This is a genomic window from Streptomyces sp. NPDC005483, from assembly GCF_040606035.1.
GTDB lineage: Bacteria > Actinomycetota > Actinomycetes > Streptomycetales > Streptomycetaceae > Streptomyces.
In genome coordinates, this window is the sequence record NZ_JBEXEA010000013.1 from 110,280 (window position 1) to 136,759 (window position 26,480).

The 26,480-nt window shown below is 71.9% G+C and carries 25 protein-coding genes; 8 read left to right on the top strand and 17 right to left on the bottom strand.

Features of this window, described 5'->3' with window-relative positions; genetic code table 11:
• Nucleotides 1-81 precede the first annotated feature (81 nt).
• Nucleotides 82-804: a 3-keto-5-aminohexanoate cleavage protein gene (locus tag ABZT06_RS25055; RefSeq protein ID WP_355744917.1), complete on the top strand. Its 723-nt coding sequence runs from the start codon at nt 82-84 to the stop codon at nt 802-804.
• Here ABZT06_RS25055 and ABZT06_RS25060 read toward each other — a convergent pair.
• Together ABZT06_RS25060 and soxR are read right to left on the bottom strand one after the other, a co-directional pair.
• Nucleotides 750-1,484, bottom strand: coding sequence for a hypothetical protein (locus ABZT06_RS25060; protein ID WP_355744920.1), 735 nt, complete (start codon nt 1,482-1,484; stop codon nt 750-752). The two genes, ABZT06_RS25055 and ABZT06_RS25060, sit on opposite strands and share 55 nt — an antisense overlap.
• 221 nt (nt 1,485-1,705) lie before the next feature.
• A complete protein-coding gene (soxR, locus tag ABZT06_RS25065; protein ID WP_355744923.1) occupies nt 1,706-2,227 on the bottom strand; it encodes a redox-sensitive transcriptional activator SoxR in 522 nt (173 codons plus the stop codon).
• A gap of 107 nt (nt 2,228-2,334) precedes the next feature.
• On the opposite strand from soxR, the gene ABZT06_RS25070 reads away from it, so the two are divergent.
• Nucleotides 2,335-2,796, top strand: a complete 462-nt coding sequence (locus ABZT06_RS25070; protein WP_355744926.1) for a MaoC family dehydratase — start codon at nt 2,335-2,337, stop codon at nt 2,794-2,796.
• A 4-nt stretch (nt 2,797-2,800) separates the two neighbouring features.
• On the opposite strand, the gene ABZT06_RS25075 is transcribed toward ABZT06_RS25070, so the two are convergent.
• The 3 genes from ABZT06_RS25075 to ABZT06_RS25085 form a co-directional block, all read right to left on the bottom strand.
• The gene (locus tag ABZT06_RS25075) at nt 2,801-3,427 is read right to left on the bottom strand and encodes a TetR/AcrR family transcriptional regulator (RefSeq protein ID WP_355744929.1); all 627 of its coding nucleotides are present in this window, start codon (nt 3,425-3,427) and stop codon (nt 2,801-2,803) included.
• Nucleotides 3,428-3,588: 161 nt separating this feature from the next.
• A complete protein-coding gene (locus tag ABZT06_RS25080; protein ID WP_020117785.1) occupies nt 3,589-3,876 on the bottom strand; it encodes a YiaA/YiaB family inner membrane protein in 288 nt (95 codons plus the stop codon).
• 59 nt (nt 3,877-3,935) lie between these two features.
• Entirely contained in the window at nt 3,936-5,090 is a 1,155-nt protein-coding gene (locus tag ABZT06_RS25085) for an acyl-CoA dehydrogenase family protein (protein WP_355744934.1), read from the bottom strand.
• A gap of 76 nt (nt 5,091-5,166) precedes the next feature.
• On the opposite strand from ABZT06_RS25085, the gene ABZT06_RS25090 reads away from it, so the two are divergent.
• The 3 genes from ABZT06_RS25090 (at nt 5,167) to ABZT06_RS25100 (ending at nt 7,649) form a co-directional block, all read left to right on the top strand.
• Nucleotides 5,167-5,808 carry a TetR/AcrR family transcriptional regulator gene (locus tag ABZT06_RS25090; protein WP_355744937.1) on the top strand — a complete coding sequence of 214 codons (642 nt, stop codon included), beginning with the start codon at nt 5,167-5,169 and terminating at the stop codon, nt 5,806-5,808.
• 46 nt (nt 5,809-5,854) lie between these two features.
• Complete coding sequence (locus tag ABZT06_RS25095; RefSeq protein ID WP_355744940.1) at nt 5,855-6,562, top strand: winged helix-turn-helix domain-containing protein; 708 nt, start codon at nt 5,855-5,857, stop codon at nt 6,560-6,562.
• Nucleotides 6,563-6,683: 121 nt separating this feature from the next.
• Nucleotides 6,684-7,649 (top strand): DMT family transporter, encoded by a 966-nt coding sequence (locus ABZT06_RS25100; RefSeq protein WP_355745332.1) that lies wholly within the window; start codon nt 6,684-6,686, stop codon nt 7,647-7,649.
• On the opposite strand, the gene ABZT06_RS25105 is transcribed toward ABZT06_RS25100, so the two are convergent.
• From ABZT06_RS25105 to ABZT06_RS25155, 11 genes are all read right to left on the bottom strand, one after another.
• Nucleotides 7,635-8,963, bottom strand: coding sequence for an MFS transporter (locus ABZT06_RS25105; RefSeq protein WP_355744943.1), 1,329 nt, complete (start codon nt 8,961-8,963; stop codon nt 7,635-7,637). The two genes, ABZT06_RS25100 and ABZT06_RS25105, sit on opposite strands and share 15 nt — an antisense overlap.
• A gap of 129 nt (nt 8,964-9,092) precedes the next feature.
• Nucleotides 9,093-10,172 carry a Zn-dependent alcohol dehydrogenase gene (locus ABZT06_RS25110; RefSeq protein WP_355744946.1) on the bottom strand — a complete coding sequence of 360 codons (1,080 nt, stop codon included), beginning with the start codon at nt 10,170-10,172 and terminating at the stop codon, nt 9,093-9,095.
• Between the two features lie 11 nt (nt 10,173-10,183).
• The gene (locus ABZT06_RS25115; RefSeq protein ID WP_355744948.1) at nt 10,184-11,572 is read right to left on the bottom strand and encodes an aldehyde dehydrogenase family protein; all 1,389 of its coding nucleotides are present in this window, start codon (nt 11,570-11,572) and stop codon (nt 10,184-10,186) included.
• Nucleotides 11,573-11,891: 319 nt separating this feature from the next.
• Nucleotides 11,892-13,223: an ABC transporter ATP-binding protein gene (locus tag ABZT06_RS25120; protein WP_355744951.1), complete on the bottom strand. Its 1,332-nt coding sequence runs from the start codon at nt 13,221-13,223 to the stop codon at nt 11,892-11,894.
• 191 nt (nt 13,224-13,414) lie between these two features.
• A complete protein-coding gene (locus ABZT06_RS25125) occupies nt 13,415-14,155 on the bottom strand; it encodes a class F sortase (protein WP_355744954.1) in 741 nt (246 codons plus the stop codon).
• On the bottom strand, nt 14,142-14,801 hold the full coding sequence (locus tag ABZT06_RS25130; protein ID WP_355744957.1) for a hypothetical protein: 660 nt from the start codon (nt 14,799-14,801) through the stop codon (nt 14,142-14,144). The genes ABZT06_RS25125 and ABZT06_RS25130 overlap by 14 nt, the downstream gene beginning before the upstream one ends.
• 101 nt (nt 14,802-14,902) lie before the next feature.
• The gene (locus ABZT06_RS25135; protein ID WP_355744960.1) at nt 14,903-16,141 is read right to left on the bottom strand and encodes an MFS transporter; all 1,239 of its coding nucleotides are present in this window, start codon (nt 16,139-16,141) and stop codon (nt 14,903-14,905) included.
• Between the two features lie 25 nt (nt 16,142-16,166).
• Nucleotides 16,167-17,588, bottom strand: coding sequence for a citrate:proton symporter (locus ABZT06_RS25140; protein ID WP_355744962.1), 1,422 nt, complete (start codon nt 17,586-17,588; stop codon nt 16,167-16,169).
• A 209-nt stretch (nt 17,589-17,797) separates the two neighbouring features.
• Nucleotides 17,798-20,029, bottom strand: a complete 2,232-nt coding sequence (locus ABZT06_RS25145) for a molybdopterin oxidoreductase family protein (RefSeq protein ID WP_355744965.1) — start codon at nt 20,027-20,029, stop codon at nt 17,798-17,800.
• 92 nt (nt 20,030-20,121) lie between these two features.
• A complete protein-coding gene (locus tag ABZT06_RS25150; RefSeq protein ID WP_355744968.1) occupies nt 20,122-20,742 on the bottom strand; it encodes a TetR/AcrR family transcriptional regulator in 621 nt (206 codons plus the stop codon).
• A gap of 564 nt (nt 20,743-21,306) precedes the next feature.
• Nucleotides 21,307-22,218, bottom strand: a complete 912-nt coding sequence (locus ABZT06_RS25155; protein WP_355744970.1) for a hypothetical protein — start codon at nt 22,216-22,218, stop codon at nt 21,307-21,309.
• A gap of 173 nt (nt 22,219-22,391) precedes the next feature.
• Here ABZT06_RS25155 and hmgA point away from each other — a divergent pair, with 173 nt between their 5' ends.
• The 3 genes from hmgA to ABZT06_RS25170 are packed head-to-tail and all read left to right on the top strand — an operon-like array spanning nt 22,392 to nt 25,701.
• Nucleotides 22,392-23,729, top strand: coding sequence for a homogentisate 1,2-dioxygenase (gene hmgA, locus ABZT06_RS25160; protein ID WP_355744973.1), 1,338 nt, complete (start codon nt 22,392-22,394; stop codon nt 23,727-23,729).
• A gap of 27 nt (nt 23,730-23,756) precedes the next feature.
• Entirely contained in the window at nt 23,757-24,506 is a 750-nt protein-coding gene (locus ABZT06_RS25165) for a GntR family transcriptional regulator (RefSeq protein WP_355744975.1), read from the top strand.
• A gap of 40 nt (nt 24,507-24,546) precedes the next feature.
• A complete protein-coding gene (locus ABZT06_RS25170) occupies nt 24,547-25,701 on the top strand; it encodes a type ISP restriction/modification enzyme (RefSeq protein ID WP_355744978.1) in 1,155 nt (384 codons plus the stop codon).
• A gap of 65 nt (nt 25,702-25,766) precedes the next feature.
• Here the strand turns inward: ABZT06_RS25170 and ABZT06_RS25175 are convergent, their stop codons facing one another.
• On the bottom strand, nt 25,767-26,480 hold the full coding sequence (locus tag ABZT06_RS25175; protein ID WP_355744981.1) for a TetR/AcrR family transcriptional regulator: 714 nt from the start codon (nt 26,478-26,480) through the stop codon (nt 25,767-25,769).

Below are 26,480 nucleotides of genomic sequence, written 5' to 3' on the forward strand. Positions count from 1 at the left end.
GCGCGCCGGGGGTGCGCAGGGGATGCCGCACCCCCTGTTGGACAGGGTCGAACTGTCGGTGCCGCCTGGCACCATCGAGGAATGGTGCAGGTGTGTCTCAACGGCCCGCGCGGGGCCGCCGACGGTACGGCGGTGCCGCTCACTCCCGAGTCCATGGCGCGGGCGGCGGCCGAGGCCGTCGCGGCGGGCGCCACGGACATCCATGTCCACCCCAAGACGCCTTGCGGGCAGGACAGTCTGTCGCCGCGGGTGGTCGCGGCGACACTCGATGCTATCCGTGCGCGGGTGTCGGTCCCGGTCGGTGTGACAACCGGCGCATGGGCGGAACCGGACCCCGCGGTGCGGCTCGCCCGGGTCCGGGCCTGGACCGTGCTGCCCGACCACGCCTCGGTGAACTGGCATGAGCCGGGGGCCGAGTCGCTGGCCGTGGCACTGATCGACCTGGGTGTCGGCGTGGAGGCCGGTATCTGGTCGGGTACGGACGCGGCGGCGCGGTTCGCGGTGTCGCCGCTCGGGCCGAAGGTGCTGCGCGTCCTCGCGGAGGTGACGGACACCGACGCGCCGGAGGCCGCCGCGCACACACTCCTCGCCGAACTCGGCCCGGCGCACGGCCGTCCCGTGCTGCTGCACGGCGAGGACGCCGGCGCCTGGCCGGTACTGCGGCTGGCCGGCCGCCTGGACCTCGCGACCCGGATCGGCCTGGAGGACACGCTGTTCCTGCCGGGCGGTGAACGAGCCGTGTCCGACGCTCAGTTGGTGGCCGAGGCACTGGTCCAGTACGGGTGGTCCCAGCGCTCGGCATAGGGCAGGCCGAGGAGTTCGGCCCGCTGCGCCAGCTCGGGCTCGTTTTCGGCACGGAGACAGTCGGGCGCGTGTGCCGCCAGCCAGGACTGGAGCACGGCGACGAGGGACGCGTCTTCACCGCCGTACCACCAGCAGAACGGCGAGTCGTCGGTGATCAGGTCGAACAGCCAGGCCCTCGCACAACTGACGACATGCGCCGCTACGACCGGCTGCGTCCTGAAGCGGTCGAGGAGCGGTGTCAGGTCGCCCAGGATCGAGACGCAGGTCTCGAACACCTCGTGGACCGGATACGGCGGCTCGGGCGTCGTGAGGGTGTCATCCCACCACGCGTGCACGAACGCCTCGACGGCTGCCGCCTGCCCGGACGGCCAGGCCCGCCAGTCCACCCGGCTCAGTCCGTGCTCCTCCCAGCCGACGCCGCGCAGGCTCCCGTCGGCCATGGCGTGCGCCGTCTGCGGCAGGAGACGGCGCATCACCGCCGCGTGGTCCTCGAAGTGACCGGGGACCTCGAAGACGAACCGGCTGACCAGATCGGCGGGCACCCGCGTGTACGGCGTACGCAGATACGCCGTCTCCTCAGGGAGGTAACACCGCTCACATCCGGTCTCGGTGGGGCTGGCGAAGCCGTTGAAGACGGTGTCGATGTCCGCGAGGGCCGCGTCAAGGGCCTTTGACGTCATGGGAGTTGTCCCGTCATGACTCCGGGCGCGATGTCGCCACCGGCCGAAGATCGCGACGCTACCAGGCACGGGGAGGGGCTACCAGCGGTTTCCGGTGGAGCCGGGTGGCGGGCGGATCGCGGCGACGCCGGGTGCCGGACGGATTCAGCTGACGTCGGGTGCCGGACGGATTCAGCTGAGGCCGGGTGCCGACGGGGCGGATGCCGGACCGCCCGTAAGGCTCAGCGGCACTCGTCAGCCGTCTCCTGCCGTTCCTGATCCCGGCGCCCGTTCCTCTGACCGCCTCCGCCCCGCTCCACCAGCAGCCGCGACCCCGTCATCCGGTCGCCGAAGACGTCGTCCGGGTTGGACAGGACGCAGGTGTCCAGGGAGAGGCAGCCGCAGCCGATGCAGTCGGTGAGGTGGTCCCGGAGACGGTTCAACTGCTTGATGCGTTCGTCGAGTTCGGAGCGCCATGCCTCGGAGAGGCGAGCCCAGTCCTCGCGGGTGGGGGTGCGTTCCTCGGGGAGCTCGGAGAGGGCGTCGCGGATCGTGGCCAGCGGGATGCCGACGCGCTGCGCGGCCCGGACGAAGGCGACCCGGCGCAGCGCGTCACGGGAGTAGCGGCGCTGGTTGCCCGTGGTGCGGCGGCTGCTGATCAGGCCCTTGGACTCGTAGAAGTGCAGGGCGGAGACGGCGGCGCCGCTGCGGGCGGCGAGCTGGCCGACCGTGAGTTCATGGATCTTCTCGGGAATCTGGGGCACCCCTCGAACCCTACCCATGCCGTCACCCTCGCGGTCCGTTGACAGGGGCTTCCGGGCCGACCATGCTAAGCAGTCGCTTAGACATCATGTGGCGAGGAGGCCGGGACATGGCAGAGCCGAGGATCTTCACGGGTACGGACGACCTGAAGGCGGCGGTGGGCGAGCAGCTGGGGTACACCGACTGGCTGGAGGTCGACCAGAAGCGCATCGACCTGTTCGCCGACGCCACCGGTGACCACCAGTGGATCCACGTCGACCCGGAGAAGGCCGCGGCGGGCCCCTTCGGCACCACGATCGCGCACGGCTATCTCACCCTGTCCCTGCTGCCGCTGTTCGGACCGCAGCTGATCAAGGTCGAGGGCGTGAAGATGGGTGTCAACTACGGGACGAACAAGGTGCGCTTCCCCGCGCCGGTGCCCGTGGGCTCCCGGCTGCGGGCCACCGCGCAGATCACCGGCGTCGACGACGTGGCAGGCGGTGTCCAGGTCACCGTCGCCTTCAGCGTGGAGCGCGAGGGCGGCGACAAGCCGGTGTGCGTGGCGGAGTCGGTGTCCCGGTACTACCTGTAGGCGGTCACTTGGCCGCGCCCACCATCCGCAGCACGAGGTCGGCGTCGAGCGCGCCGACCTCGTCGGGCGTCCAGGGGCCGTCGACGTTGAACCAGCGGGCCACGTCGATGCAGAGCGACATGACGGCGAGGGTGGTGCCCCGGACGTCGAGCACGTCGAACTCGCCGGAGGCCACGCCGTCCTCGATGATCCCGCGCACCTCGGCGTCGCACTGCCGGCGCAGGGCGAGGATCTCGGCGCGGGCGTCGGGGCCGAGGGAGTCCAGTTCGTACTGGACGACCCGGGCGGTGGTACGGCCGCCCGCGTGCCAGCGGACGAAGGAGCTCACCGCGTCCGCGAGCCGCTCGGTCGCGGTGCCCTCGCGGCGGGCCGCGACCTGGAGGATCTCCAGCGCCTTCGCGTGACCGATCCGGCTGATGCGGTGCAGCAGCTCTTCCTTGGTCTTGTAGTGGATGTAGAGCGCGGCGGGGCTCATCCCGGCACGGCCCGCGATGTCCCGGGTCGTGGTGGCGTGGTAGCCGCGCTCGGCGAACGCCTCCACCGCGGCGACGAGCAGCCGCCGCGCCGCGTCGGGCGTGACCTCGCCCCACGCCGACATCTCGCCGTCGGCCGTCTCCTCCGCCGTACTCATCGCACGCCCCTCTCCACCGTCAGAACCCCCACCATACCGCCCATCCTGAGCGAGCGCTTAGCCTGCCCGTTCAGCGGGGCCGGCGAGGAGTCGCGGCGGGTGGGTGCGGCGGAACCGGCCGCGAGGAAGGACGCCCCGAACGCACCGGCGGCGCGGCCCGCTCACAGCTTCTCGAAGGGGTCGTGCTCCGCGAGGAGTTTTTCCAGGCGGGCCTGGTCGACGCGGCTGACGATCTGGCCGGCCTCCTGGCGGTCGCGGATGACCTTGGCGAGCGTGAAGGCGGAGGTGACGAGGTACAGGACGGCGATCGCGAGGAAGCCGCGCACCCAGGCGTCGGCGTTCAGGCGGAAGATGCCGACGGCCGTGGCGGCCATGGCCACGGCGAAGGAGGCGACGGCCTGGCCGTAGAAGGCGGCCGTGTTCTGCTGCTTGACCGGTGTGTCACTCATGGCCAGAGTCTCGGCCGTCCGTGACCCGGGCCACATCCGCTCAGGTACTCAGACGGTACTCAGAACGCCGACACCCCCGTCAATGCCCGCCCGATCACCAGCTTCTGGATCTGGCTCGTACCCTCGTAGAGGGTCATCACGCGGGCGTCCCGCAGCAGCTTGCCCGCCGGGTACTCGTCGATGTAGCCGTACCCCCCGAAGACCTGGAGGGCGTTGTTCGCGGCGCGTACGGCCGCCTCCGAGGCGAAGAGCTTGGCCTTGGAGGACTCGACGGCGAAGGGCTTCCCGCGGTCGATCAGGTCGGCGACCCGCCAGGTCAGCAGCCGGGCCGCGTCCACGTCGACGGCGATGTCACTGATCAGCTCCTGGACGAGCTGGTGCCCCGCGATCGGCTTGCCGAACTGCTCGCGCTCACCGGCGTACCGGACGGCCGCGTCCAGCGCGGCCTGGGCGATGCCCACGCACCCCGCCGCCACCGACATCCGCCCCTTGGCCAGCGCGGACATGGCGACGGAGAACCCCTTGCCCTCTTCACCGAGCATCGCGGAGGCGGGCACGCGGACGCCTTCGAGGACCAGTTCGGCGGTGGCCTGGCCGCGCAGGCCGAGCTTGCCGTGGATGGTCCGGCGGGTGAGGCCGGGAGTGTCCGTCGGCACGAGGAAGGCGGAGACGCCCTTGTGGCCGGGAGCATCCGTCGAGCGGGCGAACAGCAGCACCACATCGGCCCAGGTGCCGTTCGTGATGAACATCTTGGTGCCGTCGATGACGTAGTCGTCACCGTCCCGCACCGCACGCGTGGCGAGGCTGCCCGCGTCGGAGCCGGTGCCGGGCTCCGTGAGGCCGAAGCAGCCGACGTACTCGCCGGAGGTGAGCCCGGGAAGCCAGCGCCGCTTCTGCTCCTCGCTCCCCCACCCGGCGACCGTCTTGGCCACGAGCCCGAGGGAGACGGACACGATCCCGCGCACGGACGAGTCCCCCCGCCCCAGCTCCTCGGTGACCAGGCAGTACGCGAGATGGTCGCCGCCCGAGCCGCCGTACTCCTCGTCGATCGTGAGCCCGAGGAAGCCGACTTCTCCGAGCTTCTTGACGAGGGACCGGTCGACCTCCTCGGCGCGGTCCCAGGCGACGACATGAGGGGCGATCTCCCGGGTCACGAAGTCCCGCGCCAGCCGCTGGACGGCGGCCTGCTCCTCGCTGAGCCCCAGGTCGACCACGAGATCACCTCACTTGAGAAGGACACCTTTAAATTAGCACTGCTAGTTTACGTCGCGCAGCCCTACTATGTGCGCCATGGCCCGACCGCGCAAGCCCCTCCTCAGCACCGACCGGATCGTCGAGACGGCCCGCGCGCTCGTGGACGCGGAGGGCCTCGCCACGCTGTCCACGCGCCGGCTGGCGGCGGAACTCGGGGTCAGCGGCCCGTCCCTCTACAACCACTTCCGGACGAAGGACGAGATCCTGGAGGCGGTCGCCGACTCGGTGAGCGCCCAGGTCGACCTGTCGATGTTCGAGGACGGCCGGGCATGGCGGACCGCCCTGCACGACTGGGCCCTCTCCTACCGCACCGCCCTGCGCGACCACCCCAACATCGTCCCCGTCCTGGCCCAGGGCCCCGGCCGCCGCCCCGCAGGACTGCGCCTGGCCGACGCGGTCTACGGCGCGATGGTCGACGCGGGCTGGCCACCGGCGCAGGCGACGTCCATCGGCGCGCTGATGCGGTACTTCATCATGGGCTCCGCGCTCGGTTCGTTCGCCGGGGGATTCGTGGACGACGTGAGCGCGTACGACCCCGCGGACTATCCCCACCTCGGCCAGGCCCACCTGCTCGCGGAGCGGCAGGAGAAGATCGACGAGCGGGCTTTCGAGACGGGGCTGAGGGCCCTGCTGGACGGGCTTTCCCAGCAGTACGAGCAGGTCAGAGGCGTCGGGTAGCGATATTTCGGTGGGCGCCGAAGTGTCCCTGGGCCATGCTGAACCCATGACCGAGGACCCGCAGGCACCCCAGCTGGCGAGGCTCGCCGCCCTCATCGCCGACGAGACGCGTGCCGCCTGTCTCCTGGCCCTGCTCGACGGCCGGGCCTGGACGGCGGGCGAGCTGGCCCGCCACGCGGGGGTCGCCGCCTCGACCCTGAGCGAGCACCTGGGCAAGCTGGTCGCGGGCGGACTGCTCACGGAGGAGCGCCAGGGCCGCCACCGGTACGTGCGGCTGGCCGACGCGAGGGTGGCCCACCTGGTGGAGGACCTGGCGGCACAGATCGCTCCGGACACCGTCCAACGCCCGCGCACCCTGCGGGAATCGAGCGCCGGCTCGGCGATGGCCCGGGGACGCACGTGTTACGACCACCTGGCGGGCCGACTGGGCATCGCGGTGACGGACGCGCTGACGTCCCGTCGGCTGCTCACCCAGGACACGGGTTTCGCCCTCACGGACGCGGGCCTGGCATGGTTCGCGGCCACCGGCATCCCCCTCGACCGCAGGACCCGCCGCCCCCTGGCCCGACCCTGCCTGGACTGGACGGAACGCCGTCCGCATCTGGCGGGGGTGGCCGGAGCGGCCCTGTGCCGGCACGCCCTCGCCGAGGGCTGGTGCGTCCGCATCGGCTCGGAGCGGGCGGTGAAGGTGACGGCGGCCGGCGAGCGGGCGCTGGAGGAACTCCTGGGAATTCCTGGGCCGACGCTGCGATGAGCTCCTTCAGGGGCGCGGGGAACCGCGCGACCAGCACCCACACACAGACCCGCGGACGGCAACGCACCCGTCCGAAATCCACGAGCTTCCGAACCCCGCCCTCCCTAATCTCAGGAGCATGATGAACCCCCGCCGCACCGACCTCCTGGCCGCCGGCGCGGCCACCGTGACCGTCATCCTGTGGGCCTCAGCCTTCGTGTCGATCCGCAGCGCGGGCGAGGCCTATTCACCCGGCGCCCTGGCTCTCGGCCGCCTCCTCTCGGGCGCACTCGCCCTGGGCGTGATCTGCCTGATACGCCGGGAGGGCCTCCCCCCGCGCTCGGCGTGGCGCGGCATCGCGATCTCCGGCGTGCTGTGGTTCGGCTTCTACATGGTCGTCCTGAACTGGGGCGAACAGCAGGTGGACGCGGGCACTGCGGCCCTCGTCGTGAACATCGGCCCAATCCTGATCGCCCTGCTCGGCGTCCGGCTGCTCAAGGACGCGATGCCGCCGCGGCTGCTGGCCGGGATGGCGGTCTCCTTCGCGGGCGCGGTCACCGTGGGCCTGTCGATGTCGGACGACGGCGGCTCCTCGGTGCTCGGCGTGGTCCTGTGCCTGCTCGCGGCGATCGCCTACGCCGGCGGAGTGGTCGCACAGAAGCCGGCCCTGGGCTCGGCGACCCCGCTGCAGGTGACGACGTTCGGCTGCTTCACCGGCGCCGTCGTCTGTCTTCCGTTCGCGGGGCAGCTGGTCTCGGAGGCGGCCGACGCCCCCGCCTCGGCGACGCTCAACATGGTCTACCTGGGCGTGTTCCCGACCGCGCTGGCCTTCACCACCTGGGCCTACGCCCTGGCCCGTACGACCGCCAGCCGCATGGGCGCGACCACCTACGCGGTGCCCGCCCTGGTCGTCCTGATGTCGTGGCTGGCCCTCGGCGAGGTCCCGGGCCTGTTCACGCTCGCGGGAGGGGCGCTGTGCCTGGCCGGCGTGGCGGTGTCCCGCTCCCGCACGCGGACGGTCCCGCCCATGGCCGCGGCTCCGGTGACCGCACCGGAGCCGCGGCCCGAGAAGGCGTCGGACCCCGAGAGGGCCTCAGACTCCGCGTGACCGCGCCCTGCCCGCCAGCACCTTGATGCACAGCAACGCGATCACCGAGAGCGCGATGATGTACCCGGAGACCGCCATCGACGTCCCCGTGGCCTCCAGCAGCAGCACCATCAGGAAGGGCGCGAGCCCACCGCCGAGCACGGCGGCGATCTGGTAGCCGAGGGAGGCGCCCGTGTACCGCATCTCGGGCGTGAACAGCTCGGCGAACAGGGCGGCCTGGGGGCCGTACATGATGCTCAGGAAGCACCCGGCGACGAAGGTGCCGACAGCCAGCCACAGCAGCGACCCGGTGTCGATGAGCAGGAACATCGGTACGGCCCACAGGGCGATGCCGACCGCGCCGACGGCGTAGACGCGGATACGGCCGAGGCGGTCGGAGAGAGCGGCGGCGGCCGGGATCAGCACCAGCTGGGTCAGGCTGATGCAGAGCGAGACGGTGAGAACGGCACTGCGTTTCATGCCGAGTTCGCGGGTGGTGTAGTCGAGGACCCCGGTGATCAGGATGTAGAAGGTCGCGGTGTTCACGGCGAAGGACCCGCCCGCGAGCAGGACCGTGCCCAGGTGGTGGCGGAGGACCGTGCGCAGCGGGGAGTTCTGCTCCGTTTCCTCCTTCGCGGCCAACTCCTGCTCCGCCTGACGGAATTCGGGGGTCTCCTCGACCTTGGCGTGGATGTACCAGGCGAGCGCGAGGACGAACAGGCCGATGAGGAAGGGGATGCGCCAGCCCCAGGCCGCGAAGGCGGAGTCCGTGGTGAACGCCCCGGCCAGCAGGAAGACGGTGTTGGCCGTCACCACGCCGATGGGGACGCCGAGCTGGACGACGCTGCCGTAGAGGCCGCGCTTGCCCTCGGGGGCGTACTCGGTGGCCAGCAGCATCGCGCCGCCCCACTGCGCGCCGACCGCGACGCCCTGGACGACGCGGAGCAGGACGAGCAGGATCGGGGCGGCGACGCCGATCGTGGCGTACGTCGGCAGCAGGCCGATGCCGGTGGTGGCGAGGCCCATGAGGGTGAGCGCGAGGACCAGCATCGGCTTGCGGCCGCGCTTGTCGCCGAGTTGACCGGCGACGATGCCTCCGATCGGGCGGGCGAGGAAGCCGACCGCGAAGGTGGCGAAGGCGGCGAGGACGCCGGCGGTGGAGCTGCCCGCCGGGAAGTACAGGTCGCCGAGGACGAGGGCCGCGGCGATGCCGAAGACGAAGTAGTCGTACCACTCGACGGCGGAGGCGAGCGCGGCCGCGGTGGCGACGCGTCGGCGGTGGGGAGCCGCCGGCGCGGTGACGGAAGTGGGCTGAGCGGTAGGGGCCGTGTCCATGCAGTGCACACTCCGATGGGTGCGTGGGGACGTTGGCGGCTGAACATACTGACCGGACGGTATGGGGTCAACGGTTGTGCGGGAAGGTTGCCCGGAGCACCTGAGACGGGGCGCCGGGCAACCCCTGGTTCAGAACACCACCAAGGCCCTGCCGCCCTTGCCCGCCAGCATGTTCTCGAACGCGGCCGGGATGCCGTCCAGCGCGATCCGTTCCGTCACCAGGGCGCCGAGGTCGAGGCGGCCCGCCCGGACGTGCTCGGCGAGCACGGGCAGGTCCTCGGCGGGGTCGGAGTTGCCGTAGACACAGCCCGCGAGGGTGCGGCCCCAGTGGAAGATCTCCAGGGCGTTGAAGGTGACCTGCTGGTCCTTGCCGCCGATGCCGACGACGGTCGTACGGCCGCCGCGGCGGGTGGAGTCCCAGGCCGTGCGGATGGTCGAGGCGCGGCCCACGCACTCGACGACGACGTCGACGCCCTGCTTGCCGGTCAGCCCCCTGATCTCGCGGGCGGTGTTCTCGGAGGCGATCACGTAGTCCGTGGCTCCGGCCGCGCGCGCCAACTCCTCCTTCTCCGGGGAGACATCGACCGCGACGATCTTCGACGCCCCCGCGATCCGGGCTGCCTGGAGCGCGGCCAGGCCCACGCCTCCGACGCCGTACACCGCGACCGTCTCGCCCTGCCGGACCCGTGCCGAGTGGTGGACGGCGCCGTAGCCGGTGAGGACGGCACAGCCCAGCAGGGCCGCGTCCGTGAGCGGGATGCCGTCCGGGAGGGGCAGCAGACAGGACTGCGACACGACCGTCTCCTCGGCGAACGCGGCGACGTTCAGGCCGGGGTGGAGGTCGGTGCCGTCGGCGGTGCGGGCGTAGACCTCGGCGGCGCCGTTGAGGGCGTTGGCGCACAGCCAGACCTCGCCGAGCGTGCAGGCGTGGCACCTTCCGCAGGAGGGCGCCCAGTTGAGGACGACTCGGTCACCGGGCGCCACCCCGGTGACCCCCTCCCCCACGGCGACGACTGTGCCCGCGCCTTCGTGGCCGAGGACGGCCGGGACGGGGACGCGCATGGTGCCGTTGGACAGGGACAGGTCGGAGTGGCAGACCCCCGCGGCGGCGAGGCGGACCCGGACCTGGCCGGGGCCGGGGTCCGGGAGGTCGATGTCGGTGACCTCCAGCGGGGCGCCCACGGCGGGAAGGACGGCGGCACGAACCACGGGACGGCTCCTCAGAACTGGAGGGACTTGGTCTGGAGGTACTCGGCGAGACCGTGCGAGCCGAGCTCGCGGCCCACCCCGGACTGCTTGTAACCGCCGAACGGGGCAAGGGGGTTGAAGCGGCCGCCGTTGATGTCGACCTGCCCGGTGTCCATCCGGCGGGCGAAGGCCACCGCCTCCGGCTCGTCGCCGGCCCACACCGCGCCCGCGAGGCCGTAGACCGTGCCGTTGGCGATGCGCAGGGCGTCCTCCTCGTCCTCGTAGCGGAGGATGGACAGGACCGGGCCGAAGATCTCCTCCTGCGCGATCGTCATGTCGGGGGTCACGTCGGCGAAGACGGTCGGGGCGACGAAGTAGCCCTGCTCACGCGGGGATTCGGGGCCGCCGGCGACCAGGCGGGCTCCCTCGGCCACGCCCTTCTCGATGTAACCCCGCACGCGTGCCTGCTGCTTGGCGTTGACGACCGGGCCGATGCGCTCGCCGTACTTCGCGGCGGCGGTGGCGGCGAGCTCGACGGCGTCGTCGTACTGGTCGCTGTGTACGAGCATCCGGGTCCAGGCGCTGCACGTCTGGCCGGAGTTGGACATCACGTTGGCGACGCCGACGTTGACCGCCTTGGCGAGGTCGGCGCTCGGCAGGATGACGTTGGCGGACTTGCCGCCCAGCTCCAGCGCGACCTTCTTCAGCGCGGCACCGGCGGTCGCGCCGATCTGCCGGCCGACCGCGGAGGAGCCGGTGAAGGAGACCAGGTCGACGTCCGGGTGCTCGGCGAGCGCCTGCCCGGCGACCGGTCCGAGGCCGGTGACCAGGTTGAAGACACCGGCCGGGATGCCCGCCTCGTGGACCGCCTCGGCGAAGAGCTGGGCGACCAGGGGGGTGTCCTCGGCGGGCTTGAGCACGACCGTGCAGCCCGCGGCGAGGGCCGGGGCGACCTTGGCGACGATCTGGTGCAGCGGGTAGTTCCAGGGCGTGATCGCGGCGACCACGCCGACCGGCTCCTGGTGGACGGTGGAGTTGCCGACCTTCTCCTCGAAGGGGTGGGTGGCGGCGAGCTCGGCGTAGGAGGCGGCGACCGCGATGGGCACGGCGGCGTGGACGTTCTGCGAGAGCTTCAGCGGCGAGCCGAGCTCGGCGGTGACCGTCTCGGCGATCTCGTCCTTGCGGGCGGCCAGGACGTCCCGGAGGGCGGCCAGCCGGGCGGCCCGCTCGGCGGGGGCGGTCGCGGCCCAGGCCGGGAGGGCGGCGCGGGCGGCCCGTACGGCGAGGTCGACGTCCTCGGCGGTGCCGGCCGGAACCCGCGCGATGACCTGCTCGTCGGCCGGGTTCACGACCTCGATCACGTCCGGGCCGGTGGCCGGGCGCCACTCACCCTCGATGTACATGCCGTCGTGCGCCTTCATGGTGCGTCCTTCCGGGCTGGGCCGTGACGTGCGGTCGTCCTTGTCGTCCGGCTCATAAACTAGCGACGATAGTTTTCTCGCGCCAGAGCGGGACCGGACCGTCCGACGCCATCAGAAGTCGACACGGGCCCGCTCGTCCACCCGCCCTAGGGCCTCCCGCGCGAACGCCTTCTCGTACGCCGTCGGGCCGCTCCGTGCCGAAGGTGAGCTGAGGAGGGTCCTGCCTGGTGAGGTGCGTGTTCATGCACCCTGCCCAACGGGACGCCACCACCGAGCCCGGCTGCCGCCCCCTCGGTTCACTCCACCGGCCTCCCCGTCCTCACTCGTCCAGGTCCGGCAGGTGGTCCGGGGACGGGCAGATGCGCTCGCCGTGCTGGTCGAAGACGAAGAGGTGGGAGATGTCGACGAGGAGCGGGACCTGCATACCGCGGCGCAGGTCGATGTCCGGGGTGGTGCGGACCACGAGATCGCCGGGGAGACGGGGGTCGGCCGCGGGGGGTTCGGGGTCCGGTGGGTCCTCCAGGACCACCACCGGACCCGCGCGGCGGGAGACCGCGCGGTCCCTCAGGCGGTCCAGGACCGTGCCCTCGCGGCGGCGGCGCCGGGGTGGGCGGGATGCGGGGCGCGGGGCCTCCAGGTCGGGGACGAAGGCAGGGCTGGAACCGGTGTTGAAGTGGACGAGGACCTCGTGGCCCTGGAACTCCACGTGCTCCACCAGGCCGGTGATCGGCATCTCCCCGGGGCGGGCGGAGGTCCGTTTGGCGATGCGGATCGCCTCCGAGCGCAGGCCCACTATCACCTCGCGGCCCTGCTGCACGCGGAGCAACTGGTGGTCCAGGGAGAGGGGTTCGGGCAGCCGCAGGTACTGCTTGCCGAGGCTGATGGTCATCGCACCGTCCAGCGGGGCCCGGACCAGTCCGCGCAGGAGGTTGATGCGCGGGGTGCCGATGAAGGCGGCGACGAAGACGTTGCGGGGCAGCGCGTAGACCGAGCGCGGGCTGCCGACCTGCTGCAGGACTCCGCCGCGCAGGACTGCCACCCGGTCACCGAGCGACATGGCCTCCGCCTGGTCGTGGGTGACGTAGACCGTGGTGACGCCCAACTCCCGGGTGAGCGCGGCTATTTCGGCGCGCAGGTGGTTGCGGAGCTTGGCATCGAGGTTGGACAGCGGCTCGTCCATGAGGAAGGCGGAGGGGTGGCGGGAGATGGCCCGGCCCATCGCCACCCGCTGGCGTTCGCCGCCCGAGAGCTGGCCCGGGTAGCGGTCGAGGAGGTCCTCGATGCCCAGCATGCGGGCGGTGGCGTCCACGCGTGCGCGTGGGTCCTCGCCGGGCGCCTCGATGCGCAGCGGGAAGCCGATGTTCCCCCGGCTGGTCATGTTCGGGTAGAGGGCGAAGTTCTGGAACACCATCGCCATCCGCCGCTCGGCGGGCAGCAGGTCGTTGGCGTACTCGCCGTCGAGCCTGAGCTCGCCCTCGGTGATCTCCTCCAGCCCGGCGATCATCCTGAGCACAGTGGATTTTCCGCAGCCGGAGGGCCCGAGCAGGACGAGGAACTCGCCGGGCGCGATGTCCAGCGAGAGCCGGTCCACCACCCGGATTCCCCGGGTGTAGGTCTTGCTCACGTGGTGCAGAGATATGGCGCGTGTCATGACGGTGCCCCCGGGGGCTGGTTCAGGCGCTGGTGCTCCGCGGTCGAGAGACCCCGTGCGGGTCGTACGGGGCTGTGAGTCACGGAAGTTAACGGAATGCATGCGGCCGGGGGAAGAGACCGGGCGGGATCGGGCGCTCCGGTCCAGCCTGCGAGACGCCGGACGGCCGGATCGGCGCGCCCTCCCACTCTTCAGCGTGCCGTCACGCTCTTCGCCGGCCGCGGCTCGCGGGTCTGGGTGAGGTGGGCGAAGACGACGACGTTGCTGGTGTAGCCCGTCCGCCGGGTGAAGAGTCCGCCGCAGGTGATCACGCGGAGTTCCGGGCGCCGGGCCGAGCCGTAGACCTCCTTGTCGGGGAAGCCCGCCTTGTCGAAGACCTTCACCCGGTCCACCGTGTAGACGGCGGTACGGCCGTCCGCGCGTCCCGCCTCGATCTTCTTGCCGGGCTTCACCTGGGCGAGCGCGGCGAAGACGGCGGGGCCGGTCCGGGTGTCGCGGTGGCCCACGGCGATGGCCGTGCCGGACTCGCCGGGCGTGGCGCCGCCCTGGTACCAGCCGACGAGCTTCGGCTTGTCGACCGGCGGTGTCGCCAGCTCCCGGCTCTTGGCGAGCCGGAGGCCCGTGACCGGGGCGTCGATGCCCAGCGACGGGATGCGGAAGGTCGTCGGCCGGGACCGGGACAGTGGGCGGGGCGGGGGCGTGCGGGTGGGCGTGGGGCGGGCGGAGGGGGGCGGCTCACCGGCCGCCTCCGCCTCCGGGCCGGCGGCCGCCACGGTGTCCGGACCGCCGGGCCCGTCCGGCGCGGTCGGCTTGTCGTCACCCGTACACCGGACCCCCACCGTCACCAGGACGACCGTGAGCAGGGCCGTCCTGGTGAGGCGGTAGGCGCGGGTCCGGTACCAGGGCCTGCGTCTGCGCCTACGCGGCGCCATTGGGCCGACGGCGGTTCAGCCGGAAGTACGCGACACCGCCGACCGCCACCAGGCCGACGGCCCCCGCCGCGGTCACCGGGGCGAACGCGGCCGCGGTGTCGACGAGACCGCCGCCGCCCGCGTGCACGCCGCCCTTCGGGCCGCCGGAGTCGTTCTGACCCCAGCCCGCGCCGTCGCGCTGCTGGTCCTGGATCTGGTCGCCCGGCCGGCGCTCCGCGTCGCGCTTGCCGTCGTGGCAGTTGACGCGGAAGACCTTCTCCTTGGGGGCGCCCGCCACGATCCAGGTGAGCTTGTACTGCCCGTCCGCCACTCCCAGCGGGTCGGTGTGACCGGCGCCTCCGGCGAGCTGGATGGTGCCGGCGGTGGTGGCGGCGGTGGGCAGCGGAGGCTGGGGCGTGATGGTGTAGGCGATGGTGGTGAGGACGTCGAAGTTGACGGCATCCAGGTAGAACTTGCAGACCCGGGGATCGTCCTTGGAGACGCCGAAAGGCACGCCCACGTGGTGGATCCTGATGTCGCCGTTCTCGCCTGCGGCCGATGCGGTCGGCGTCGCCACCCACGAGGCGCCGGCCGCCGCGAGGGCGGTGAGGACGACCGAGGCGCCCGTGCGGACGCGGAAGGTACGTGGGAGTTTCAGGGTGGGCATGCGTGCTCCTCCGATTCAGACGATTTCCATACAAATCGCTCTTTCGGCAGCACTCTCCTTCATGCGCGCGACGGCCGGCCGCAGCGACGCCCGGCGCGCCGTCAGATATCGCTCGTGCGGCGCAATCCCGGGCGCTTCGGCCGTTTCCCCGCGGCCGGTTCGGTCCCTTCGGTCCGCCCCGGTGACCGCAGCGCCACCCCCGCCGACAGCAGCAGCAAGGTTCCGAGCATCACGAACGGTGCGGCCACCCCCGCCACGCCCGCGACCAGACCGGCCGTGGCCGGTGCGGCGACCTGGCCGAGGCGGTTCCCGGTCAGCCGCAGGGCGAGGGCGGTGGAGCGGGCGCCGTGGGGGGCCGCCTGGACGACCGTCGTCATGGACAGCGGCTGTCCGACGCCGAGGCAGAACCCGAGCAGGGCGAGGACGACGGCCAGCGCCCACACCGGGACCGGCAGCGCGATGCCCGCGCACAGCAGGGCCGCCAGCAGACACGTCACGGTGAGGAGCAGCGCGCGCCCCAGCAGCCGTAGCAGGGGAGTCAGTACCAGACGGCACGCGATCGTGGCTGCCGCGCGCAGGCTCAGCAGCAGGCCGATCACCGAGGGTGCGATGCCCCGGTGCTCGCCGACCACCGGAAGGTACGCGGTGAGGATGTCCGTGGCGGACAGCACGGACAGGCTCACGAAGATGCCCCCGGGCACGCCCCGGGTCCTGAGGATGCGTCCGACGGGGACCCGGTCGCCCTGCCCGGTACGGGAGTTGGCCGCCGCATCCCGATGCTCGATGCGCCACAGTGACGTGAACGCGACCGCCGCCCCGGCGCCCGAGACGAGCAGCGCGAGCGCACTCGTGCCCGCCATGTCGGAGCCGCCGATCATGGCGCCCGCCGCGACCGGGCCGACCAGCTGGCCGAGGGAGGCACCGATGGTGAAGTGGCCGAAGTTGCGGTCCTGTTCGTGCGGGGCGGACTGGCGGGCGACGAGGGACTGGGCGCCGATGACGAAGCAGAGGTGGCCGAGGCCCATCACCCCGCTCCAGACCGCCATGGTCGAGAGGGAGCCGGCGATCCCGCTCAGTGCGCACCCGCCGGAGATGAGCACGACTCCCACCGGCAGCAGCGGCGCGCACCGCCCGTGGTCCGTACGGCGGCCCAGCGGTACGGCGGCGAAGAGCGGCAGCAGCGCGTAGACACCGGCGATGACACCGATGGCCCGCTCGTCCGCACCCAGCGCGAGGGCCCGGTAGGAGACGGCGGGCCGGGCCATCGACACCGCCCCCTGCGCGAAGCTGAAGGCGATGACGAGGCGGAGCAGCCAGCCGCGGTTCCCACCGGGCGCCATGTGCGAATCCTCCGTGGAGAGAAGGTCAGATGATTCCGAAGACGATGCCCGCCCCGAGGATCAACAGGCAGGTGAGCGCGGCCCACTTGACCACGAACCTGGTGTGGTCGCCGAACTCCACCTTGGCCATGCCGACCAGGACGTACACGGCCGGGACGAGCGGGCTCGACATGTGCAGCGGCTGGCCGACGAGCGAGGCGCGGGCCATCTCCAGCGGGGTGACGCCGTGCGCCGCGCCGGCCTCGGCGAGGACCGGGAGGACACCGAAGTAGAAGCCGTCGTTGGACATGAAGTAGGTGAGCGGGAGGCTCAGGATGCCGGTGACCAGGGCCATGTGCGGGCCCATGCCCTCGGGGATGACGTCCACCATCCAGCGGGCCATGTGGTCGACCATGCCGGTGCCCTGGAGGACGCCGGTGAAGACCGCGGCGGCGAAGACCATGCCGGAGACGTTGAGGACGTTGTCGGCGTGGGCGGCGAGGCGGGCCTTCTGGTCGGGGATGTGCGGGAAGTTCACGGTGAGCGCGAGCGCGGCGCCGAGCAGGAACAGCACCGGGATCGGCAGCCACTCCATGATCATGGAGGTGAGGAGGGTGGCCGTGAGCAGCGCGTTGAACCAGTACAGCTTGGGGCGCAGGGTGGGGCGGTTCGGATCGAGGACCTGGAAGCGCTCCGCGTCGCCGGCCTCGTCGTCCTCGGCGTCCGTGCCGGAGCCGGACCCGCCGGTGGCCGCCGTGGCCTTGCCCGTACCGGAGGCACCGGAACCGGCGCCGACCAGGACGGTCTCGGTCTCCTCGACCTTCTCGTCCACCAGGACCTCGTTCAGTGTGAGCACGCCGAGCCGCTTGCGCTCGCGCATGCCGAGGACGTACGAGAGGACGAAGACGCCCAGGAGGCCGACGGCGAGGGCCGGGATCATCGGGACGAAGATGTCGCTGGCGTCGAGCTTCAGCGCGGTGGCCGCACGGGCCGTCGGGCCGCCCCAGGGCAGCGTGTTCATCACGCCGTTGGCCATGGCGGCGACGCCGGTCATCACGACCAGGCTCATCTTCAGGCGCTTGTACAGCGGGTACATCGCCGAGACGGTGATCATGAAGGTGGTCGAGCCGTCGCCGTCCAGCGAGACGATCGCGGCGAGGATCGCCGTACCGACGACGATCCGCATCGGGTCGGCCTTCGCGAACTTCAGGATCCCGCGCACGACCGGGTCGAAGAGGCCTACGTCGATCATCACGCCGAAGTAGACGATCGCGAACATGAGCATCGCCGCGGTGGGGGCGAGGCTGGTGACGCCGTCGATGACGTAGTCACCGAGCTTGGCGCCCTTCCCGACGAAGACACAGAACAGTGCCGGGATCAGCACGAGCGCCGCGATCGGCGACATCTTCTTCATCATGATCAGGACCAGGAAGGTCGCGATCATGGCGAAGCCGAGGATGGTCAGCATGAGTGGATACCTAACGTTCGCCCTTGAACTCCCACCGGAGTCGGCAGTGCGATGACGTTAGGTCCCGTCAAGCGGCGTTAACAAGACGTTGACATGCGAGCAATAAGCGCAAAACTGCTGGTCACAGCTTTGCACTGCTCACAGCGTCGCTACGGCGGCTGTTTTTCTGCTGGGGTCCGGGGGCCGCGCGGCGGTAGCCGCATATCGACTCAGCCCCCGGGGAAAAGCAGTACCGGTATGCCGTTGAGGACCGCGTTGCCCGAGAGCGGGTCGAGCAGGCTGCCGTCGAGGAGCTGGTTGACGTTGACGCCGGGGTCCTTGGCGGCGTGGCCGAGCCGGGTGCCGGGCCGGTCGTGACCCCAGCCGTGGGGCAGGCTGACCACGCCGGGGCGCATCGCGTCGGTGAGCTCGGCCTCGGTGACCACCTCTCCCCCGGCGCCCTTGACGCGCACCGCGGCGCCGTCCTTCAGGCCGAGCCGCTCGGCGTCCTCGGGGTGGATGTGCAGGGTGCAGCGGTTGGTGCCGCCGGTGAGGGCGGGGACGTTGTGCATCCAGCTGTTGTTGGAGCGCAGATGCCTTCGGCCGACGAGGACGAGCCCGTCGGCCTTGTGCCGCAGGGCCTCCCGCAGCCGGGGCAGGTCGTCCGCGAGCGGCGGCGGCAGCAGCTCGACCTTGCCGCTCCTGGTCTTCAACGGCTGCGGCAGCCGGGACTTCAGCGGTCCGAGGTCGATGCCGTGCGGATGCGCGAGCAGCTTCGCCAGGCTCAGCCCGTCCGGTCGTACGCCGAAGCCGTCGCCGTACGGGCCGAGGCGCAGCATCATGTCGAGCCGCCGCTCGGGGCCGGTGTCGCCGCCCAGTTCGGTGGCGAGGTCGCGGGGGTCGCGGCCGTGCACGGGAGAGTGGGGCTCCTTGACCGCCTTGCCGAGAGTCTGGCCGATGACCAGGTCGTCCACGGCGGACGGGTCGGCGCCGTGCATCCCGGTCACGGCGAGGATCAGCCGGGCGAGGATCTCCGTCTCCGCCATCCGGCCGGGCTCCAGCGGGACGGCGGGGCGGGTGTAGCGGACCTGGTTGCGCACGGCGAGGGTGTTGAAGGCGAAGTCGTGGTGCGGGCTCTGGGAGGGCGGGGGCGGCGGCAGCACGACGTGGGCGTGGCGCGAGGTCTCGTTCAGGTACGGGTCCACGCTGACCATGAAGTCGAGCGAGCCGAGGGCCTTGTCGAGCCGGTCGCCGTCGGGGGCGGACAGCACGGGGTTGGCGGCGACGGCGACGAGCGCCCGGATCGGCTCGCCCTCCGCGGTCGCGGTGTCGATCTCCTCCGCGAGTGCGGAGAGCGGCAACTCCCCCTTCGCTTCCGGGTGTCGGCTCACCCGGGAGTGCCAGCGCCCGAGGGCGAAGCCGTGGCTGGGGCCCGCCGGTCGGGGCGTCCGGTCGGTGGCCGCCTGCGGGAAGAGCGCGCCGCCGGGCCGGTCGAGGTTGCCGGTGAGGATGTTGAGCACGTCGACGAGCCAGCTCGCGAGGGTGCCGTGCGGGACCGTGCAGCTGCCGATGCGGCCGTATACGGCGGCAGTCGGGGCGGCGGCGAGTTCGCGGGCGAGGGTGCGGATGGCGGGGGCGTCGACGTCACAGGCGTCGGCGACGGAGTCCGGCGTGAAGTCCCGTACGGCTTCGCGGAGTTCGTCGAGTCCTTGGAGATGCGGTGTCAACTCCCCGGTGTCCACGAGCCCCTCCTCGAAGAGCACGTACGCCATCGCCGCGAGCAGCAACGCATCGGTACCCGGCCGGATGGCGATGTGCCGGTCGGCGAGCCGCGCGGTGCGGGTGCGGCGGGGGTCGATGACGGTGAGGGTGCCGCCGCGGGCCTTGAGCGCCTTGAGCTTGCCGGGGAAGTCGGGGGCGGTGCACAGACTCCCGTTGGACTCCAGGGGGTTGGCGCCGATGAGGAGCAGGTGGTCGGTGTGGTCGAGGTCGGGCACGGGGATGGCGTTGGCGTCGCCGAACAGCAGCCCGCTGGAGACGTGCTTGGGCATCTGGTCGACCGTGGACGCGGTGAAGACGCTGCGGGTGCCGAGGCCGGCGAGCAGGACCGGCGGGTAGAGGGCGCCGGCCATGGTGTGGACGTTGGGGTTGCCGAGGACGACACCGACGGAGTTCGCCCCGTGCCCCTCGACGACGGCCCGGATTCCGGCGGCGACCGCGTCGAACGCCTCCTCCCAGGTGGCCTCGCGCAGTTCCCCGTCGCGTCGCACGAGAGGCGTGCGCAGCCGGTCGGGGTCGCCGTCGACGGCGCCGAAGGAGGCCCCCTTCGGGCAGATGAACCCCTTGCTGAACACGTCGTCGCGGTCCCCGCGGGCGCCGGTGACCCGGGTGCCCTCGACGGTGAGCGTCAGACCACAGGTGGCCTCGCACAGGGGGCAGATACGCAGAGCGGTGCGGGACACGGGTCCTCCCGGGGCAGCGGTGCCTGTCCGGGCGAGCATACCGACCGGTAGGGATGGAGGGGAGTCCTTCACCGGCGAATTCCGGCGACGCGTCAGTCCAGGACCCTCGCCAGATAGGCCCGCAGCAGCTCCCGGGCCTCCTGGATGATCCGCTCGTCGCCTTCGGGCGCCATCCGGAAGGCCAGGTGGACCAGGGTGTCGGCGGTTTCCACGGCGACGAGGAAGGCGCGGCGCAGGTCGTCGTCCGGTTCACGGGAGAGGTAGCCGGAGAGGAGGTCGGTGAGGCGGTCGGCGACGCGGTGGTTGGGTTCGGCGTGACGGGCGCCGACGGGGATCTGGTTGCCGAAGTCGACGAGGGAGAAGCCGGGGGCGGTGCGCTTCATGGCGAGGTACTCGTCGAGGACGACGTCCATCGCGGTACGCCAGCCTCCTTCCTCGCCGGACTCCTTGAGGCGGTCGGTGACGCCGACCGTGAAACGCTCCAGGTTGCGCTGGGCCAGCGCGTCGGCCATCTGCCTCTTGTTGCCGAAGAAGCGGTACACGGAGCCGATGGGCACGCCGGCGCGCTGGGCGACCGCGCGGGTGCTCAGGGCGTCGTAGCCGACCTCGTCGAGCAGGTCGGCACAGGCGTCGAGGATTCTGGTCAGCCGTTCGGCACTGCGCCGCTGCACGGGGGCGCGGCGAAGCGAGGTCGCTTGGGGCACGGGCTTCATGATGCCTTTCCGCCGTCGTCCGGTGAACCCTGCCAGCTGGTACGGGGCCGGGAGCCTGTGGCACTCATCAGCCACCGCCGGTGCGTGCCGGGGGCCCGCCTTCCGAGATTGTGCCGCGGCGCTCGTGCCGGCCTGCGGGGCGGGGTCGCCACCGGTGCTCGCCGCGAGCCGCGCGTTCGAGACCGTGGCACCGGTGCTCGTGCCGACCTGCGGGCCCTGAATGCCGCCGCCCACCCTCACCGCGGGCTGCGCTCACAGGACACGGCCGCTCGTGCTCGTGGTGAGGGGCGAGCCCAAAGCTCCGCCGCCCATGCTCGCCGCCGACCCTGCATCCGTGACTGCGCCACCGGTGCGAGTGCCGGCCTGCGGGGCAGGGACGTCGCCGCCCGTGCGCGCCACGGACTGCGCTCACAGGACACCGCCGCTCGTGCTCGTGGTGAGAGGCAAGCCCAAGACGCCACCGACTGTGCTCGCCGTGAGCACCCCGTCCAAGACCGCGCCACGGGCGTCCGCGCCGGCCTGCGGGCCCGGGATGCCGCCACCCACCCTCACGGCGGGCCGCGCTCACCACACACCGCCACCCGCGCTCCTGGTGAGAGGCAAGCCCAAAACTCCACCACCCGGCGTCGCCGCGAGCCCCGCATCCGAGACCGCGCCACCGGTGCCCGCGCCGACCTGCGGACCCCGGATGCCGCCACCCACCCTCACCGCGGGCCGCGCCGCCGAGACACCCCCGCCGCACTCGCTCGCCCTGAGCCGCGAGCCCGTCGCACCAGTGGCCGTACTCGTGAAGGACGGCGAGCCCCACCCACCACCGGCCGTACTCGTGAAGGACGGCGAGCCCCACCCACCACCGGCCGTACTCGTGAAGGACCGCGAACTCGAAGCAACGTCCGCGCTCCCCACGGACGGCGCCCCCGACACACCGCCCCCCGGCGACCGCGCCTCCGACTCCGAACCGCCACCCCCCGTCGCCCGCGGCTCCGACGCCGTGACGTCTGCCGTGCTTTCCACCGGGGTGCCGTCGACGGCCCAGACGGTGCCGTCGTCGGCGTAGAGACGGGCGGTGAGCTTGTGGGTGCCCTGCGGGACGTACGCGGCCGGGAGGTGACAGGACGGGGCGCGCAGGGTGGTCACGGGACGGTCGTCCACGAAGAGGACGGCGACACCGCGGCCGGAGACCGCCTTCGCCTTCGTCGCCGCGGGCGAGAAGGTGAAGTTCTCGACGGTGAGGCGCACGGACCAGCTGTCGTCGGTGTCCGGCTGCACCACTATGCCGACGCCGGGGGCGTTCTCCTTGTCCACCTCCCGGTAGTGCCGCCCCTCGTGGTCGGTGTCGTCGAGGACCTTGCCCACCGGTGAGACCGACCGTCCGTCCTTCTGCTTCCGTGCCCCATCGGCGCCACAGCTCACGGATCCGGTCACCATCAGGACACAGACCGCGAGCAGGGCAAGGAGTCCCCGCGTCCACGACATGCCGGGGAGCGTAGAACACAGGTCCGACAACGCGAATCCCCCTGGGGTCTGGTTCTGGTCCTCCTCCCTGAGGAGGTCACGGGCGGGACATCGGTTCCGGGGAAAGCCCTCTTGCGCCGACCACACCGCAATCCTACGGTGTTCCATAGGAATCAGACCGCAAGGGAGCGATCATGAACGGGGACACAGCGATCACGCGCGCCGACGCACGCAAGACCGCCGAGGGCCTGGCCCACCTCTCCGGATTCGGCAACGAGCACGCCTCGGAGGCCGTCCCCGGCGCCCTCCCCGACGGCCGCAACGCCCCGCAGCGCGCCCCCCTCGGCCTGTACGCGGAACAGCTCAGCGGTACGGCGTTCACCGAGCCCCGCGCGCACAATCGCCGCTCCTGGCTGTACCGGATCCGCCCGTCCGCCGCGCACCCGCCGTTCACCCACACCCACAACGGCCGGATCCGTACGGCCCCCTTCACCGAGTCGGTCCCGGACCCGAACCGCCTGCGCTGGAACCCCCTCCCGGAGCCCGCCGAGGGCACCGACTTCCTCGCCGGCCTGTGGACCCTCGGCGGCAACGGCGACGTCACCCAGCGCACCGGCATGGCCGTGCACCTCTACCACGCCACCGACTCCATGGACCGCGTCTTCAGCGACGCCGACGGCGAGCTCCTGATCGTCCCGGAGCGCGGCGGACTGCTGCTGCACACGGAGTTCGGGCTGCTGCATGTGGAGCCGAGCCATGTGGCGCTGATCCCCCGTGGGGTGCGCTTCCGTGTGGAGCTGCTGGACACATCCGCCCGCGGTTATGTGTGCGAGAACTACGGGGCGCCGTTCCAGCTCCCCGACCTCGGCCCGATCGGCGCCAACGGCCTCGCCAACGCCCGCGACTTCCTCGCCCCCGTCGCCGCCTACGAGGACGTCGAGGGGCCGGTGGAGGTGGTCAACAAGTTCTGCGGCAACCTCTGGACGGCGACCTACGACCACTCCCCGCTCGACGTGGTCGCCTGGCACGGCAACCATGTGCCGTACGTCTACGACCTGCGCCGCTTCAACGTCATCGGCAGCATCTCCTACGACCACCCCGACCCGTCGATCTTCACCGTGCTGACGTCCCCGTCGGACACCCCGGGTCTGGCCGGAGTCGACTTCGTGGTCTTCGCGCCGCGCTGGCTGGTCGGCGAGGACACCTTCCGGCCGCCGTACTTCCACCGGAACGTGATGAGCGAGTACATGGGCCTGATCGAGGGGGCCTACGACGCGAAAGCGGAGGGTTTCGTGCCCGGCGGCGGCTCGCTGCACAACATGATGTCGGCGCACGGCCCCGACCGGGAGACGTTCGACCGGGCGAGCGCGGCCGAGCTGAAGCCGCAGAAGGTGGACGACGGGCTGGCGTTCATGTTCGAGACGCGCTGGCCGGTGACGCTCACCGCGCATGCGGCCCGGGCCGACCACCTCCAGTCGCACTACGACGACGTGTGGCGGGGCCTGGAACGTCACTTCCGCCCGTTGCACTGACCGAACCGCGGAAGGTACGGATAGCCCGTGACCTCCTTCGCCCCGGACTCGATCGTCCTGAACCGCAAGCTGCCGCTCTGGTACCAGGTGTCGCAGTCCCTGCGCGCCTCGATACTCGGCCGCTCACCCCAGGACCCGCTCCGTCTGCCCACCGAGGAACAGCTGGCGGGGCACTACGGCGTGAGCGTGCTGACCATGCGGCAGGCGCTGAAGGAGCTGGAGGACGAGGGGCTGATCACCCGTCACCGGCGCCGGGGCACCTTCATCGAGCCGGACGCCCGCCGGGGCAGCCCGGTCCGGCTGCTCGGCTCGGTGGACGCGATCGTGGCCCAGCAGTCCGGTATGACGACCGAACTGCTGGAGCACGGCAAGTCGCCGGTGCCGACCGAACTCGCCGAGTACTTCCCGGAGATGGACGAGGTGGCCGCGTACCACCGGCTGCGCAGCGACGAGAAGACCGGCGAGCCGACCAACCACGCCCGCAACTACGTCCGCCCCGAACTGGCCGCCCGTATCGACCCGTCCGACCTGGCGCGCTGGCCGATGACCAAGGTGCTGCGGGACGTCGTCGGGGCGGACATCGGCCGCATCACGGACACGGTGGAGGCGCGGCTCGCGGACCCGGAGACCGCCCGGCTGCTCCAGGTCCCGCTGCTCAGCCCGATCCTGCACTACACGGGGGTCACCTATGACACGGGCGGCCGGGTGCTCGACGCGGCGGTGATCCACTACCGGGGCGACCGGTTCTCCTTCACGGTGACCCTGGACGCCACGTGAGCCGACTGTCCCCGACTGCCTGTCGGCGGAAGGTCGTACGATGCCCAGCGTGACGCACGACGACGCTCCGCTGCTGGCGGACCTCATGCCGTGGTCCGTCGCACCGCCGCGGCTCGGCCGGGGGTGGCCGACGGGCCCCGACGCGGCAACCCTCAAAGCCCGCTGGGACGCCCTGCTGAAGGCCGAGGGCCCGGATCGGGAGGCGCTGTTCGAGCCCACCCGCTCCCGCACCCTGCGCTCGGCGGTCGGACAGCTGCCGGGGCGCACTGGCGGCACGGAGAGGCTCGCGCGCGCCACCGGCCCCTGCCCGGAGCCGGTACGGGTCCTGCACGCGCCCTTCGACGAACAGTGGCTGATCCCGGACCACCGGCTGATCGACGCGGCCCGTCCCGAGCTGTGGCGGGTGGCGGACGAGGGCCAGGTGTTCGTGGTGGAGACCCCCACGGAGGGTCGGGGCCCCCAGCTCCTGGCGACCTCGCTGCTCCCCCTGCTCCGCCCGGGCCGTGTCCGCCCGCTGTACCGCCGCCCGGGCGGCACCGAACCGAACCTGGCCCCGGGTCTCCTGGAGCACCTGCGCTCCCGGCTCGGGATCTCGGTGGAACCCCTGGACGTCCTCGCCTGGATCATGGCGGCGGTCCGCCCGGACCTGACCGTCCCGCTCACCGACGACCCCGAACTGTGGTCCCGTGGCGTCGAGTCGGGCCACCGCGTCCTGTGGCTGATGCGCCGCGACGGCGACCGCCCGAAGCTGCCCGGCGGCCGCCGCCCGTACGTCCGCGCCCCCCTGCCGTCCCGCCCCCTGACCCTGGACTACGACCGCGACGAGGAGGCCCTGCTGCTCGACGACGGCCGGGTCTCCCCGGTACCGCCCAAGGCCTGGGACTTCGAGGCGGGCGGGGTGCGGGTGCTGGAGCAGTGGTTCGCGGCGCGGGTCACGGAGCCGGAACCGGGCACCTTGTCCGCGATCCGCCCGGCGACCTGGCCGCAGACGTGGACGTCGGAACTCCTGGAGCTGATCACGGTGTTGGCGCTGCTGGCGGATCTCCAGCCCCTGGAGGACGAGTTGACCTCACAGAGCACGACGGCCGACCTGCGCGAGGCGGGGGTGTTGCCGGTGCCGGAGAGCGCGCGGAAGCCGGCGTCGGTCTTCGATCACCACGAGGAAGGCCCAGAAGGCCAGTTCGCGCTGCTGTAACCCTCTCAGGGGCGCGGGGAACTGCGCGACCAGCCACCACGGCGCCGCACCCGGCATGCAAACGCTCACCCCCGCGGCGCGAACCCGTCCAGCACCCGCCCCAGCATCCGCTCGAACACCGCGTCCAGATCGATCGGCCCCGCGTCCTCCGTGAACGACGCCGCCAGCCGCGGATACGCCCCGGACGCCACCTGACTTCCCAGGTACGCGATCCGGACCGCGTTCTCCTGCTCCTCGGACCACGGCAGCGACCGCACCCGCTCGGCCGTGGAGAGCTCGTTCGAGACGTACGTCGTCACGCACCCGTTGAGCATCGCGACCAGCTCGATCTTCGTGCCGTAGGGGGCGTCCAGCGGGTCCAGGCAGGCGAGGCAGTGCTCCAGGTAGCGCAGGGCGTTGGGGCTGAAGCCGTACACCCCTGACATCAGCCGCACCATCCAGGCGTGCCGGTGCATGAGCGCCTTGGTCTGGCGTGCGTTGCGCAGCATGTCGGCCCGCCAGTCCCCCGTCGGCTCGAACAGCTCGTGCTCCCCGCTGACCGCGTCCACCATCAGCTCGTACAGGTCCTCCTTACGGGGGACGTAGTTGTACAGCGACATCGTTCCGCAGCCCAGTTCGGTCGCGACATGCCGCATGGACACCGCGTCCAGACCGCCGGCATCGGCGAGCCGCACCGCCGCCGCCGCGATGTCCGCCCTGGTGAACGCGGGTCTCGGCCCACGTCCCGTCCGCTCAGGACGCGCCCAGATCACTTCGGGTACGGCCGCTCGGCCCGCCAT